12 protein-coding genes and 1 riboswitch are annotated in these 13,525 nt (G+C 60.2%); of the genes, 7 read left to right on the top strand and 5 right to left on the bottom strand.

The window, feature by feature from the left end:
- Window positions 1–77 precede the first annotated feature (77 nt).
- From LKE65_RS00995 to LKE65_RS00985, 3 genes are read left to right on the top strand one after another with little or no spacing between them, the layout of a single operon-like run.
- On the top strand, window positions 78–989 hold the full coding sequence (locus LKE65_RS00995; protein ID WP_278740068.1) for a metal ABC transporter solute-binding protein, Zn/Mn family: 912 nt from the start codon (window positions 78–80) through the stop codon (window positions 987–989).
- Entirely contained in the window at window positions 986–1,792 is an 807-nt protein-coding gene (locus tag LKE65_RS00990) for a metal ABC transporter ATP-binding protein (RefSeq protein ID WP_278740067.1), read from the top strand. Before LKE65_RS00995 ends, LKE65_RS00990 begins: the two co-directional genes overlap by 4 nt.
- Window positions 1,792–2,586 (top strand): metal ABC transporter permease, encoded by a 795-nt coding sequence (locus tag LKE65_RS00985; RefSeq protein ID WP_095349547.1) that lies wholly within the window; start codon window positions 1,792–1,794, stop codon window positions 2,584–2,586. Before LKE65_RS00990 ends, LKE65_RS00985 begins: the two co-directional genes overlap by 1 nt.
- A 34-nt stretch (window positions 2,587–2,620) precedes the next feature.
- On the opposite strand, the gene LKE65_RS00980 is transcribed toward LKE65_RS00985, so the two are convergent.
- A complete protein-coding gene (locus tag LKE65_RS00980) occupies window positions 2,621–2,752 on the bottom strand; it encodes a hypothetical protein (protein WP_255375217.1) in 132 nt (43 codons plus the stop codon).
- A gap of 49 nt (window positions 2,753–2,801) precedes the next feature.
- Complete coding sequence (locus LKE65_RS00975; RefSeq protein WP_095349546.1) at window positions 2,802–3,296, bottom strand: flavin reductase; 495 nt, start codon at window positions 3,294–3,296, stop codon at window positions 2,802–2,804.
- Window positions 3,297–3,358: 62 nt separating this feature from the next.
- On the opposite strand from LKE65_RS00975, the gene LKE65_RS00970 reads away from it, so the two are divergent.
- Window positions 3,359–4,378, top strand: a complete 1,020-nt coding sequence (locus LKE65_RS00970; RefSeq protein ID WP_165926086.1) for an enoyl-CoA hydratase/isomerase family protein — start codon at window positions 3,359–3,361, stop codon at window positions 4,376–4,378.
- Window positions 4,379–4,483: 105 nt separating this feature from the next.
- Here LKE65_RS00970 and LKE65_RS00965 read toward each other — a convergent pair whose 3' ends face one another.
- The 3 genes from LKE65_RS00965 to LKE65_RS00955 form a co-directional block, all read right to left on the bottom strand.
- Complete coding sequence (locus LKE65_RS00965) at window positions 4,484–5,083, bottom strand: acetate uptake transporter (protein ID WP_278740066.1); 600 nt, start codon at window positions 5,081–5,083, stop codon at window positions 4,484–4,486.
- A 189-nt stretch (window positions 5,084–5,272) separates the two neighbouring features.
- Complete coding sequence (locus tag LKE65_RS00960) at window positions 5,273–7,483, bottom strand: FUSC family protein (protein WP_341461203.1); 2,211 nt, start codon at window positions 7,481–7,483, stop codon at window positions 5,273–5,275.
- 25 nt (window positions 7,484–7,508) lie between these two features.
- Entirely contained in the window at window positions 7,509–7,991 is a 483-nt protein-coding gene (locus LKE65_RS00955; RefSeq protein ID WP_341461176.1) for a MarR family winged helix-turn-helix transcriptional regulator, read from the bottom strand.
- A 180-nt stretch (window positions 7,992–8,171) separates the two neighbouring features.
- Window positions 8,172–8,404, top strand: a riboswitch (cobalamin riboswitch).
- Window positions 8,405–8,579: 175 nt separating this feature from the next.
- On the opposite strand from LKE65_RS00955, the gene LKE65_RS00950 reads away from it, so the two are divergent.
- Genes LKE65_RS00950 through cobN form a run of 3 tightly spaced genes read left to right on the top strand, consistent with a single transcriptional unit; the run spans window position 8,580 to window position 13,524 of the window.
- Window positions 8,580–9,020 carry a DUF1636 domain-containing protein gene (locus LKE65_RS00950; protein ID WP_278740063.1) on the top strand — a complete coding sequence of 147 codons (441 nt, stop codon included), beginning with the start codon at window positions 8,580–8,582 and terminating at the stop codon, window positions 9,018–9,020.
- The gene (gene cobW, locus LKE65_RS00945) at window positions 9,017–10,069 is read left to right on the top strand and encodes a cobalamin biosynthesis protein CobW (protein ID WP_086646200.1); all 1,053 of its coding nucleotides are present in this window, start codon (window positions 9,017–9,019) and stop codon (window positions 10,067–10,069) included. Before LKE65_RS00950 ends, cobW begins: the two co-directional genes overlap by 4 nt.
- Window positions 10,070–10,083: 14 nt before the next feature.
- Window positions 10,084–13,524: a cobaltochelatase subunit CobN gene (cobN, locus tag LKE65_RS00940; protein WP_278740061.1), complete on the top strand. Its 3,441-nt coding sequence runs from the start codon at window positions 10,084–10,086 to the stop codon at window positions 13,522–13,524.
- The last annotated feature ends 1 nt before the right edge of the window (window position 13,525 follow it).

The following is a 13,525-nucleotide window of genomic DNA, read 5'->3' as shown; positions in this document are numbered from 1 at the left end:
AGACATGCGTGGTGAGGTGACGGATGATCAGAACTAATGTAATATTATTACATATCATTGATTGAGGTGTCGGCGTCATGGTTCTTCCGGGTAAGAAAAAACAGAATTTCTGGTTAAAAACAGTTCTTTGCGCGTTGGGCGTGGTCAGCACGCTCGGGTTTGTGGCCGGGAGCGCGCAGGCCGCCAAAATGCCGCTTGTTGTGGCAGCAGAAAATACGTGGGGTGATATTGCCGCACAGATTGCCGCACCAGATATGCGGGTTGTGGCCATTTTGTCCTCCCCCACGGTGGACCCGCACGAATATCAGGCCACCCCGACCGATGCGCGCATGATTGCGGCGGCAGAACTGGTTGTGGCCAATGGCGCAGGGTACGATGCATGGGCTGACAAGCTGGTTGCCGCCTCCGGCCTGTTGCCCGTGCGGTATGTTAAGGCCGATTCGTGGTCAGGCTGGCAGGAAGGGGGCAACCCGCATCTGTGGTTCAATATGGATGCGGTCAGCGCTTTTGTGCAGCATTTTGCCGAAGCCTGCGCCCACATAGACCCCGATCATGCGGATGGATACGCAGGCCGGGCGCAAAAGATGCAGTTGGCTATCCAGTCCATTCAGGCGTACGCGGGTTTGCTGAAGCAGCACGTCGCGGGCATGCACGTGGCTGCAACCGAACCGCTGTTCACCCCCCTGGCAGATCTGCTGGGTTTGCAGATGGACGAACAGGCCTACCAGCTTGCAATCATGAACGATGTGGAGCCAGCCCCTTCCACTGTTGCAACATTTGAGAGCGACCTGAAGGACAAGCGCCTGAAAATGCTGGTTTATAACCAGCAGGTGGAAGAGCCATCCGTCCGGCATCTGCTGGAACTGGCGCAGCAGTCCAATGTGCCCACCATGCCGCTGTCTGAAATGCTACCACCGCGCAAGCACTGGCAGGTCTGGGTGCATGATATTCTTGCACGCACAGGCCAGCTTCTGGGAGTGCAGCAGTGAGCACTCCGGCTATCGAGGCCGGGCAGCTCAGTGTGTCGTATGGCGGGCGGCGTGTGCTTGACCAGGTCAGTTTTGCCATTCCACCGGGCAGCTTTGTGGCTGTGCTGGGGGGCAATGGCGCTGGCAAAACCTCGCTCTTTCGCGCCATTCTGGGGCTTACCACGCCAGAGCAGGGCTATGTGCGCGTGGAAGGGCAGAGTTTTGGCAGGGGCCGCATGCCTGTGGGCTATATGCCGCAAATGCGGCGTATGGTTGCCGGGCAGCTTAATGGGTGGCACATGGTGGCCGCCGCTTTGCAGGGACGTGCCTGGGGCCTGCCATGGTGCTCGGCCAGTGCACGGGCGGAAGTGAACGCCGCATTGGATGCGGTGGACGCGCAGGATCTGGCCATGCGGCCGGTCATGTCTCTTTCCGGTGGGGAGCGGCAGCGGCTTTTGCTGGCGCAGGCCCTGCTGGACCAGCCGCGTATTCTGCTGCTGGATGAACCCTTGGCCAGTCTGGACCCCGCCCGCATGCGTGAGACTACGCGCCGGATTTATGATCTGGCGCGTGAGCGGGGGTTAACGGTTCTGTTTTCCACGCATGATATTAACCCGCTTATGGGGTTTATGGACCACGTTCTTTATCTGGCGCATGGCAAGGCGTTGTTGGGGAGTGTGGATGAGGTTATGACAACCCCGGCCCTGAGTGCGCTCTACGGTGCGCCGGTCGAGGTGGTGCGCGCAGATGGTCGCCTGTTTGTGGTGGCCGATGGCGGGGCAGACACCCTGCATTGTTGTGACTGTGCGGAGCATACGCGCTGATGTTTGCCTACGAGTTTATGCGCACCGCATTTGTGGCTGCTTTTCTGGCGGCTTTTGTCTGCGGTCCCGTAGGGTGGTTTCTGGTGCTGCGGGGGCAGAGCTTTGCCAGCCATGCGCTCTCGCATGTTGGTTTTGCCGGGGCGGGTGCTGCTTTGCTGTGGGGGCAACCCGCGCTGCTGGGGTTCGGGTTGAGTGCGGTTATCAGCGGTATGGGCATGGGCATGGCAAGCGACCGGGTGATCGGTCGGGATGTCATGATCGGGCTGGTACTGTCGCTCGCCATGGGTACCGGAGCTTTGTGTCTGCATTTTCTCACGCGCTCGGCAGGGGCCGCCACAGCTTTGCTGTTTGGTGATATTCTGGGTATTTCCCCGTCCAGCCTTTACTGGCTGGGCGCACTGGCCATTGGCTGTGTTGTGTGCCTTGGGGTTATGAGCAGGCCTTTACTGTTCGCCTCTCTCCAGCCTGATGTGGCTGAGGCCAAAGGCGTTAACCTGCGCCTGCTGGATGTGCTGTTTCTGGCTCTGGTGGGTATTGCCACGGCCATGTGTTCACAGATTACCGGCGTGTTGCTGGTTTTTACCCTTATGGTCGCCCCGGCGGCTGCCAGCCTGCGTCTGGGTTTTGGCCCAATGCTGGGCATGGCTGTAGCATTTGCCCTTGCCCTGTTTGAAGCGTGGGGCGGGTTGTGCCTGTCATGGCTGAGCGACTGCCCCGCATCCTTCTGGATTGCGTTGCTGGGGAGCGCTGTGTTTGCGGCTGCCAATCTGGTGGCCCATCTGCGCGGGCGTTAAAGCCGGGCAGATGGTGCCTGCTGTGCGGTAATTTTTAGGTGAGCAGCCAGTTCAGGCCCGTGCCTAGAACAACGGCGGCGGTCAGGGCCGCGTACAGGGCCAGTACCATCTGGTTCCGTGTGGCGGGAAGGGCCAGAGCGCGGCTTTGGGAATGTTTACGGACCATCAGTTATGCTCCTTATGTAAACAGGGGTGCAGCGCCCTTTGGGCCGCCGTTAACCCTGCTGATAAGGTAGAGAGTGGTATCTGCGGTTAAAATAAACAAGCCCTTCTGCACCCGCATGGCATAAAATACCCTGCACAACGCCAAAAAGAACACTATGGGTGCCCACTTCCACAATCTGGCTGATCTGGCAGTCAAAGGTCGCGGCGGCTTCGTGCAGGACCGGGGCACCGGTGGCCAGTGTCTGCCAGTGGCCGGCGGCAAAGCGCTCTGCCATGGTGTTCGGGCTTGCAAAATGGTTGGACAGGTCTTGCTGGCTGGACGTGAGAACATTGACGCACATGGCTCCTCCCTCATAAAAGGCAGAGCGCGCACGACTGTTGCGGTTCAGGCATACCAGCAATGTGGGGGGCGTGTCGGTCACGGAGCAAACGGCAGATGCAGTAAATCCGACCGGGTTATCCAGCGTTCCTGTAGTTACAATATTCACGGCCGCACCCAGTCTGGCCATGGCTTCACGATAGGCACTGGTCTCCGGAGCCAACATCTGCTGTCCTCATCACAACGGTTGATGGCTACGTGTTTGTGCATGAAACAAAGAGGAAAGCAATGATCGAGGACGTCCTTTCCGGCACGGCATGCGTGCGAACGGCCCGGCGGGGGCATCTGGGATGCATCATACTGGACAAGCCCAAACGGCTGAATGCCGTTGATCTGGAGATGGCAACCGGTATTGAACGCGCTCTGGCCGCATGGCGGGATGATCCATCCGTGCAGGTCGTGTTGCTGCAAAGCAGTGCCCCGCGCGCGTTCTGCGCAGGCGGAGACCTCAAGGCCATACGGGACGTGCTGCTGGCGGATGGCCCGGACCATGCGTTTGAGCTGATGGACCGTGTTTACCAGACCATGTTGCACATAGCGCAGTATGCCAAGCCTGTTGTGTCGTTCATGGATGGTATTGCCATGGGTGGCGGTGTGGGGCTGGGTGGTCATGCCCGTTACCGGGTTGTGACCGAACGCTCCATTGTTGCCATGCCTGAAACATCCATAGGGCTTGTGCCCGATGCGGGTGGGTCGTGGCTGTTGTCACGCGCTCCCGGTGGCGCTGGGTTGCGGCTTGCCCTGACCGGTGGGCGCATGAATGGGGTAGAGGCCGTGGCCATGGGTTTTGCGGACCATATGGTGCCATCGGATAGTCTGGATAATCTGCGCGGGTTACTGGCCCTGCGCCCGGTGGAGGATGTGTTTGGGCTTATTCGCCCGCTGGCCTTGCCTGCACAGGCCTGCACGCTGGAGGAATACGACCCCTCGGCCAGTCTGGAGCACATTGTGCGTGGGCTGGAATGTTCGGACCAGAATGTAGCGCAAACGGATTTGCAGGACATTTCACGCGCCTGCCCAACGTCCATTTTTGCGGCATGGTATGGCTGGCAGCACGCCCGCAAGGCGTCCTCGTTGCAGGAGGCTTTTGCGATTGAAGGGCGGCTGGTCCGTTACATGCTGGGCCGTCCGGATTTTGTGGAAGGTGTGCGTGCGCGCCTGATCGACCGCGATAACGCCCCGCTCTGGCAGCCCTCAATGCTGGCTGCGGTGGATGTGGCGGCACTGGAAGCCGCGTTAACCAGCTAGGCAGGCAGCACAGTGGCCCTTACCCGGTCATGGCGTAGGGTAAGGGCCGTTGCTAATATTATTTAAAAAAGCGTGCTGTTTTGGAAAATATGGGCTGTGGCAGCTTCAGGCCGCGGCAGGGTTATAAGGCCCAACAGGCAGGACCGGGCATTTGAACTGGGCTTCCAGAATTTCGGCCGCAGCCAGATACACGGCGGACAGGCCACATATCAGTCCTTCGTAACCCGCGATAACCGTAAGCCCCGGCTGGGCCAGCAGATCACCCAGCCCCAGCAATACAAACAGAATGACCAGCGTGCCAAAAATAACCTGATGCGCGCGTGTAGCCCGCAGTGTGCCCAAAAACAGGACAAAGGTGAACAACCCCCAGAGGAGCAGATAGCTGCCCACCAGAGCGGGGGAGCTTGCAGGCACAATGCCCGTGTGCGGCATGGCAATAAGGGCCACCAGGGTCAGCCAGAATGCCCCGTAGGAGATAAAGGCTGTCATGCCAAAGGTGTTGCCCGCGCCGTATTCCAGAATACCCGCAATAATTTGTGCAATGCCGCCAAAAAGCAGGCCCATGGCCAGAATGGCGGAGCCCATGGGTACAAACCCTGCATTGTGCAGGTTGAGCAGAATGGTGGTCATGCCAAACCCCATCAGGCCAAGCGGGGCCGGGTTGGCCCGCAGGGGGGTGTGGAGCGCAAGATCAGTTTGAGCCATGGTGTTTCTTCTTATGGAGATTAATGTAATGGCTCGGTTATAAGAGGTGTTGTTAGGTTAAGTTCCCATAAAAAATATATTAACAGCGTAAAAACTAATTTATTAAAACAAACTATAAAGTTCGTTGCTCTCTAAAATTTGTTTTTTACAGTATTGGGGGTATTACCCCGGCAGGTCCGTAGTAAAAAGCTAGCGCGCAGCCGGGTGGACAGAAACGGGAATGGCAGGTCGCGTCAGGTCTTCTGCCTGCTGGATGGGGCCGTGGTCATGGAAAAAACCGGGCACGGAGAGAATGATATTGGCTGCCTGCTCCAGACAGGACAGGGTTCGGTCACGGGTTAGGGATAGTCCGGCCTCCTGCGTTGGAATGGTGCGAATGGCCATAGCCGCCTGTTTGAGTGCACTGGCTGTTTCTGCCGGGTTATGGCGCAGTTGGGCAAAGGCGTTAAACGCGTTTGTCAGAGCGGTTTGTGCCTGCGGGTCCAGCGTTGCGTGGGCCGCGTTCCATTTGAGCCGCACAATCAGTCTGCCAAGAGAGAGTGAAGCAAAGGCCGCATCCGTATAACCCTGCCGGTCCAGATTGGTGGTAATAAAGGAAAGGCGCATCATCAGGCGTGAGATTTTTTGCAGTTGCAGCCCTTCCCACGCCACCCATGGTTCGGTGCGGCCATAAGGGGTACGCGCCAGTTTTTGAATACTGCGCGTCAGGGACGTTACCAGCCGTGCGGCATCCAGCCTGTGGTCGGCCGGCAGAATAACCCTGAAAACAATGGCCAGCAGGGCGCATGCTGCCACCATGCTCATCCAGTTGTTGGTCAGGGTCAGGTCGTCATACACAATCGGGTTATTGACCGAGAGCATCATGGTAAAAAACACGGCATACCCAAACGCGCCAATGCTGTAACGCGGGTGGAACTGCAACCACACGCCCGGCAGCAGGAACAGGCAGAGACTAAGCCAGAGCAGGGGGTAACCATCTATGCGTGGCAGGGCCAGCGTGTGGCACAAAAACCCCATGGGTATGGCCAGAAAAGTGCCTGCCGCCATCATGGGGCTGGCCTTGGCTGCTGAGGGCGTGGTGGACAAAAGGCTGGATGCCGCAACGGTGTATATGATCAGCAGCGGGCCAGAACTCCAGTGCAGAACATACCACAACATGCCCGCCAGCAGGGCAATAAAACTCCCGCGCACGCCGTTGCGCAGGGCTGTTGGCCATTCCAGATAAGGCTGGATGTTGGCCTGTGTGCGGTCGGGGCGCAGGCTGGTCAGGTCATGCAGGGCAAGGTCCATCTGCACCAGTGCGTCCCGCGTGTTGTCCAGTGCGGCCAGGGTGGTGGTGCTGGTGGTCTGGCGGGCAAGCTGTTCCAGTGTTTTCAGGGCGTCATGCAGGCAGGTGGAGAGCGGGGCGGGGTTTGTCAGCCAGTCGGGGTTTTCCGTCAGTTCCAGAATCCGGCCCAGTGTCTGGGCAACCAGCAGGTGTACGGCGCGGGTTTCTTCCACCCCGGCAGAAAAGGTCAACCAGTATGGGTGGTAGCTGACAATCAACCCCGTCAGGCGGCTTAAGCACAGGCGCAGGTTGCGCACGCGGTTTTGCATATCCGGGTCATCGGCTGCGGCAAATTCTATGGCGGGGGTCAGGCCGGTCATGTTGGCCAGCAGTTTGCTGCGGCTGTCATAAATCGGTTGGCTGAACCCACGAAAAGCTGCGTTGGTGCTCTGGGTTTTCTGTTCCTGTTTTTCCAGCGTGCTGGTTACGGAGGCATCAAGCGCTTCGGGGGTTGTGCGTTCACTTTCAGCTTTATGAAATGTTCTGGCGTGCAGAACAGTTTCCCGGAACGCCTGACCAAGCTTGTGCAGCACGGTGCTGGGTTTGCGCACGGATGTGACCATGAACACGCAGGCCGTAACCACAATGCCCGTTGCCACAACAGAAAGGCGGCTCATGGCGGATAGAAAAATGCCATCGGGGTTGGCAAAGGCAGGGGCTGCAATAATTACAATCGTATAGCCGGTCAGCACCGCCGCATACGCACGAAAAAACCGCAAAAACGTGGCGACCATACAGGCAAGGCCGACAAAAACGGACAGGACCGCAAAGTAGAGAACGGGGGACTGCACAAAAACAGCCATAACCCCCACGCTGATCGCGGCCCCAATCAGGGTACCAATAAGACGCCACACACTTTTGGAAACCATGGCCCCAACCGTGGGGTTGGAGACAATCAGCACCGTTGTGGCCGCACTGAGTGGGGACTGGAGCTGAAAAACAAAGGCCAGAAAAAGCGCAATGCCAATGGAAAGGAACACACGCATGGTATAGCCCGCTGTGGCGGTAAAGCCGTTCCAGCGGGCATCATCGGCAAAAACTGCGGGGGCAAAACGCTGGTTGGCCCAGTGCATGAGCGAACCGGGCAGTGTGAGCAGGTCAGAGCGTGTGGGCATGGTGCGCTTCGAGCAAGGAGGAGAGGGTCTGCGTCAGGCTATCGGCCTGAGCCGGAGGGAGCGAGTGCCGTATGGTCTGCTCGAGTTCAGCGGCAATCGTATGGAACAGTCTGCATTGTTCCCGCCCGGCATCTGTCAAAAACAGGCGTTTTGCGCGGCGGTCCTGCGCATCGGGTTTACGGGTGACCAGCTTTTGTTTTTCCAGCAGGTCAAGCACGCGCACCAGTGCAGAGCAGTCTATGTTCATGGTCTGGGCCAGGTCACGCTGGGTCGCCCCTTCAGGCAACATGCGCAGGTAGGCCATGGGCCGCATGACAGCAAGGGACATACCATGCGGGCGCAAAGCCCGGTCCAGTTGCGTGCGCCAGAGCGTTGCCAACCGCATGACCCGGAAGGTCAGCGCCATGCCGGGAAAATACGTTTCGTCCAGTGCTGGCATGTGGCGCTGCTCAGTCATGCGGTCCATTAACTTAGTGTCATTATAGTTGAGATAAAAAGTATATAGGCAAACTAGGCCAGCCCACCTTGTGGGTCAATCATGTTCCGCACTCTACGGTACTGGGTGGTCCTTAACGGCCTGTTCGTGCCGTGCAGCTATGCTTGGCCACAGCGCGACATGCCTTGAATCGGCAGGGCTTTTGTGCACATCATGCCCGCACTTGATGGTGCCCCTGACCGGGGGTGAAAAGGGAAGACCGGTGCAAGGCCGTTGCTGCCCCCGCAACTGTAAGTACCCATCATGTTCCGCCCCGGCCGTGTTCGGGGTTGCCACTGGTTCTTTCAGGACTCGGGAAGGCAGCGGAACAGTGCTTTGCGTCAGTTCATGGCTGGTGCAGGCAGGGTACAAGCCAGGAGACCTGCCATCACAAGTCTGTAAGGCCGTTCCTGTGGGAATGGTTGCGTTCTGGCGTTGTTTGCTGGCGGGGTGCCCGGCAGGCACGGATGCACCCGGTGGTGCGTTTTCTTTGCCATATGCGTGGCAGAGGGCTGGTTGTTACTGCCCCATGCCTGCCACAACCCCACGTTGTGGAAAAACGGCCTGTTGGAAAGACGCATGACCGCCGAACACTCTTTGCCATCCTCTTCTGCTCATTCAGCACAGGCGGGGCCACCCGTGCTGCATGTCTGCGTTACGTGCAGGCGGGGGGGGCCTGCCATGGATTGCCCGCCGGGTGAACAACTGCTCGAGCGCCTGCAGGTTCTGCTGGATGCGGAGCATCTGGCCGGGGTAGCCCCTTCCGCCACGCTGCGTCCGGTGGCCTGTCTGGCCGCGTGTGACCGGGGGTGTACCGCGGCCATAGCCATGCCCGAGCGCTGGACATGGCTGCTGGGCCACCTTGGGCCAGAAAAGGCTGAGGATATTCTGGCTTATGCCCGCCTGTATGCGGCATCGGCCAAAGGGACTGTCATGCCATCGCGCCGCCCTGCAACGCTGGCCGATATGGTGCTGGGGCGTGTGCCCGCAACGCTTTATAACGAACAGGAAGAACCATGACTGCTGCCAAGACACGCGTGCCCGTAACCATTATCACCGGTTTTTTGGGCGCTGGTAAAACCACCTTGCTGCGGCACCTGCTCAGCCGGGCGCAGGGGCACCGTATTGCCGTGGTGGTGAACGAATTCGGCTCGCTCGGTATTGATGGCGAAATCCTGCGCGGCTGCGGGGTGGAAGGCTGCCGCGAGGAAGACATTGTCGAACTGACCAATGGCTGCTTGTGCTGCACTGTCGCGGATGACTTCCTGCCCACCATGGAAGCCCTGCTGGACCGGGCCGACCCACCCGAACATGTGGTGATTGAAACATCAGGGCTGGCTCTGCCCAAGCCCCTGCTCAAGGCGTTTGGCTGGCCCACGGTGCGTAACCGCATGACGGTAGATGGCGTTGTGGCCGTGGTGGATGCCCCTGCTGTAGCCGCCGGACGCTTTGCGGATGATCCGCAGGCCGTGGAAGCACAGCGGGCCGAAGACCCCTCGCTGGACCATGACAACCCGCTGGCCGAGGTGTTTGAAGACCAGATCAACGCTGCCGATCTGGTAGTGCTGAACAAGACCGACCTGCTGGATGCAGCCCAACTGGCAGCAGTGGAGCAGCATATTCGGGACCATGCCCCCCGCCCTGTGCAGATTGTGCGGGCAACGGAAGGCAAGGTGGACCCCGCCGTGCTGCTGGGTATTGGCGCTGCGGCCGAGAGCGACCTTGCCGCCCGCCCATCCCACCACGATGCGGAAGATGGCGAGCACGAACATGATGATTTTGAAAGCTTTGTGGTAGCCGTGCCAGAACAGCACAGTGTGGATGAGTTCCTGACCACCTTGCAAAACACGGCCCGCAGCTTTGACGTGCTGCGCATGAAAGGCTTTGCAAGCGTTGCAGGCAAACCCATGCGTCTGGCCGTGCAGGGGGTGGGCAGCCGCTTCCGGCATGAATTCGACCGTCCCCTCGGTGTTGGGGAGGATCGTACGGGCCGTATTGTGGTCATTGGCCAGAAAGGGCTGGACGCCACGGCCATTGCCACCGCTCTTGCGGGCCATCTGGCCGCGTAAGGGAGTTTACGGGCATGCACCTTCTGGTCCGCGAAAACCGGACACTGGATGAACAGGATACAGCCGAAGACCTGGGCCTGCCCGGTGCGGATATTGTTGTTCTATCCTTTACAGAGAGCGATCTGCTGGGGCTGCGCCACGCGGCACAGCAGATGCGCGCGCAGGTGCATGCCCGCTTACCATCCGTTCAGGTGACAAGTCTGGCCCGCCTGCGGCACCCCATGTCGATCGACCTGTATGTGGAAAGTACCCTGCAGGGTGCCAGATGCGTGGTGGTGCGTCTGCTGGGTGGGCTGGATTACTGGCGTTACGGGGTGGAGGAGCTGGCCGCGTGGGCGCGCGAGCAGGCTGTGCCCGTTGTGTTTCTGCCCGGTCATACTGGGTGCGGTGGGGCTGGGCAGCCAGCAGGCAATACGGTGGAAGATACCCGTCTGGCCGAACTGTCCTACTGTGTACAGGCCGCCCAATGGCAACGCCTGAACGGCTTTTTTGCCCAAGGTGGGCCGGATAACATGGCCGCGGCCCTGCGGCTTATGTCAGCCCTTGCCGGATATGGGGAGGATGACGGCACACAGCCCGAGCCTCTGCCCACATGGGGTGTTTACCGTACGTATCCGGCAGCCGGTGAGCAGGCGGTCTGTTCGGCCGTGCTGGTTTTTTACCGAGCGCACCTTCAGGCATCGGACATGGCGGGAGTGGAACGGCTGGCCACGGTGCTGGCCGGGCAGGGCTGCACCGTGGCGGTGCTGTTTGTGACATCCCTCAAGGACCACGGCGTTGCGCAGGGTGTTGCTGAGTATTTGCGCCGCACAAAGCCCGATGTGGTGTTGAATGCCACCTGTTTTTCCGCTCGTGGGAGGCTGGGGAGTTCCCCGCTGGATGCGGCGTGTGCGCCTGTTTTGCAGGTGCTCCAGCCGGGCTGCACGCAGGCCTTGTGGGCTAAAAGCGCACGCGGGCTGGGGCGCTCGGACCTTGCCATGCAGGTTGTTCTGCCAGAACTTGATGGAACAATCGCCACATTTCCCATTTCCTTCCGTCAGGAGGCGGCTCCGGGCCTGCCTGCCCAGCGCGTGGCGTATGATGCCGGCATTGCCATGGTGGCGGCGCGGGCCATGGCATGGGCGCGGTTGCGGCATACGCCTGTAGAGCAAAAACGGGTTGGTATTGTACTCTCGGACTACCCCGGCGCAGGGTTGGAGCAGGGCAGCGCGCATGTGGCTCATGCCGTTGGTCTGGATGGTTTTGCCAGTCTGCACAACATTATGGAGCATATGCAGCAGCAGGGGTACCGGGTGGGGGAGCCGCCGGTGCCAGCCGCGCAGGAACTGGCCCGCCTTATGGCTCAATCCCCCCCGCAGGCCGTTTTATCTCTGGCAGATTATAAAGCTTTAAGCGCGGAACTGCCGCCGGACTTTATGGCCACCATTGCGGACGCATGGGGCCCGCCAGAGCAGGATGCAGCGGTAAGGGATGGCGCATTCCACCTGCGTTATGTGGCTTTGGGTGCCATAACCCTTGCCGTGCAGCCCGACCGAGGGAAAACCGCAGAGCGTAAAGCCACTTATCACGACCCGGACCAGCCGCCGTGCCATGCCTATGTGGCGTTTTACCTCTGGCTCCGCCACAGCCAAAAACTGGATGCACTGGTGCATCTGGGCACACACGGCACGCTGGAATGGCTGCCGGGCAAGGCAACGGCTCTTTCCCCGCTCTGTGCGCCTGCGGTGCTTACGGGGGATATGCCGGTCATTTACCCCTTTATTGTCAATAATCCGGGGGAGGCCGCTGCTGCTCGCAGGCGTCTGGGTGCTGTAACCATCGGGCATATGACGCCCCCGGTCATGCAGGCCAGCCTGTCGGGTGAAATGCAGGAACTCGAACGCCTGATTGATGAATACGCAGAGGCCGATGGGCTGGACCCCCGCCGTGGTGCCCTGCTGCGGGCGGATATTCTGGAGCGTGCAACCCGCACGGGTGTTCTGGCCGAAAGTGGTGTCAGGCCCGGAGAGCTGGATGAGACAGAAGCACTGGCACGGCTGGATGCGTATCTGTGCGATGTCAAGGATCTGCAAATCCGTGACGGGCTGCATGTTTTTGGTAAAACAGCACCGCGCTGCACGGCTCTTGTGCAAACCATTGCACAGGCCTGTGCCCGGCAGGGGGACCAGGCATTTGAGGCCGATGTTACGCAACGCATAAAGCAGTGCGGCACGGCGGAAATGCACGCCCTGCTGGCAGCTCTGGCAGGGCAGCCGGTAGCGGCTGGGCCAGCCGGTGCCCCCACGCGTGGGCGTATTGACGTGCTGCCAACCGGGCGCAACCTTTTTACCGTGGACCCGCGCGCCCTGCCAACGCCGTCTGCCGTGGTGCTGGCGACCCGGATGGAGCAGGTCCTGCTGACCCGCCATCTGCAGGAACACGGCGAACCCCTGACCAGACTTGTTATGGATATGTGGGGTTCAGCCAGCCTGCGCACGGGGGGGGAGGATCTGGCTCTGGCCCTGCGTCTTATGGGTGTGGAGGTGCAGCGCACTGCCAGCACGGGCCATGTGTGCGGGTTTGAGGTTATTCCCCTCCCCGTGCTGGACCGGCCTAGGGTGGATGTCACGCTCCGTATTTCCGGCCTGTTCCGGGATGCCTTTGGCGAGCAGATTGCCCTGTTCGATCAGGCGGTCAGCGCAGTTGCCGCTCGGCGTGAACCTGATGACTGGAACCCCCTTGCAGCACAGGCCCGTGGGTTGGAAGGGGAGGCCCGCAAACGGGCAACCGCACGTATTTTTGGTGCCGCCACAGGAAGTTACGGTACCGGGGTGGAGGACCATCTGCTCCACGGCACATGGCATAACCGTGAAGAACTGGGGGCCGCATGGCTGGAAGGTTCCTCGTGGATGTATGGTGGCGGGCGGGATGGCACGCGCGATCAGGCTGCCCTGTCCACCCTGCTGGGGCGGGCGGAAACTGTCCTGCATGTGCAGGACAATGCCGAAACCGACTTGCTGGAAAGCCCCGATATTGCTGCGCATGAAGGGGGGCTGGCCGCCGCCAGTCACATGGCGGGGGGCGCACCTGCGGTTCTGCATGGAGATACCTCCCGCCCACAATCCCCCCGCCTGCGCGGCACAGCAGATGAGGTCGCCCGCATTGTGCGGGGCCGTCTGGCCAACCCGCAATGGATAAAAGGCATGCAGCAGCACGGATATGCCGGTGCTGCCGAACTGGCGCGCGGGCTGGACGCGCTGCACGGTTTTGCCGCCACCATGCCCCAGCGCTTTGACCCGCAGTTTGATCTGGTGTTTGCCGCAACACTGGGGAATGCGGAATGTGATGATTTTTTGCGCCAGGCCAACCCTGCGGCAAGGGAGGCCATGCGCCAGCGCTTTAAGGAGGCCATGCAGCGTGGTCTGTGGCACCCACGCGGTAACAGCGTGGCCTGTGTGCTGGATGAGGGTGAATAAC

Origin of the sequence: Acetobacter fabarum (assembly GCF_022483405.1) — a bacterium.
Lineage (GTDB): Bacteria > Pseudomonadota > Alphaproteobacteria > Acetobacterales > Acetobacteraceae > Acetobacter > Acetobacter fabarum.
Note: the sequence above shows the minus strand (reverse complement) of the source record. Positions and strands in the feature narration are given on the sequence as shown.

Coding starts and splice junctions, on each gene's coding strand:
- LKE65_RS00995 (WP_278740068.1), top strand. CDS start 78: ATGGTTCTTCCGGGTAAGAAAAAACAGAATTTCTGGTTAAAAACAGTT.
- LKE65_RS00985 (WP_095349547.1), top strand. CDS start 1,792: ATGTTTGCCTACGAGTTTATGCGCACCGCATTTGTGGCTGCTTTTCTG.
- LKE65_RS00980 (WP_255375217.1), bottom strand. CDS start 2,752: ATGGTCCGTAAACATTCCCAAAGCCGCGCTCTGGCCCTTCCCGCCACA.
- LKE65_RS00975 (WP_095349546.1), bottom strand. CDS start 3,296: ATGTTGGCTCCGGAGACCAGTGCCTATCGTGAAGCCATGGCCAGACTG.
- LKE65_RS00970 (WP_165926086.1), top strand. CDS start 3,359: ATGATCGAGGACGTCCTTTCCGGCACGGCATGCGTGCGAACGGCCCGG.
- LKE65_RS00965 (WP_278740066.1), bottom strand. CDS start 5,083: ATGGCTCAAACTGATCTTGCGCTCCACACCCCCCTGCGGGCCAACCCG.
- LKE65_RS00960 (WP_341461203.1), bottom strand. CDS start 7,483: ATGCACTGGGCCAACCAGCGTTTTGCCCCCGCAGTTTTTGCCGATGAT.
- LKE65_RS00955 (WP_341461176.1), bottom strand. CDS start 7,991: ATGGACCGCATGACTGAGCAGCGCCACATGCCAGCACTGGACGAAACG.
- LKE65_RS00950 (WP_278740063.1), top strand. CDS start 8,580: ATGACCGCCGAACACTCTTTGCCATCCTCTTCTGCTCATTCAGCACAG.
- cobW (WP_086646200.1), top strand. CDS start 9,017: ATGACTGCTGCCAAGACACGCGTGCCCGTAACCATTATCACCGGTTTT.
- cobN (WP_278740061.1), top strand. CDS start 10,084: ATGCACCTTCTGGTCCGCGAAAACCGGACACTGGATGAACAGGATACA.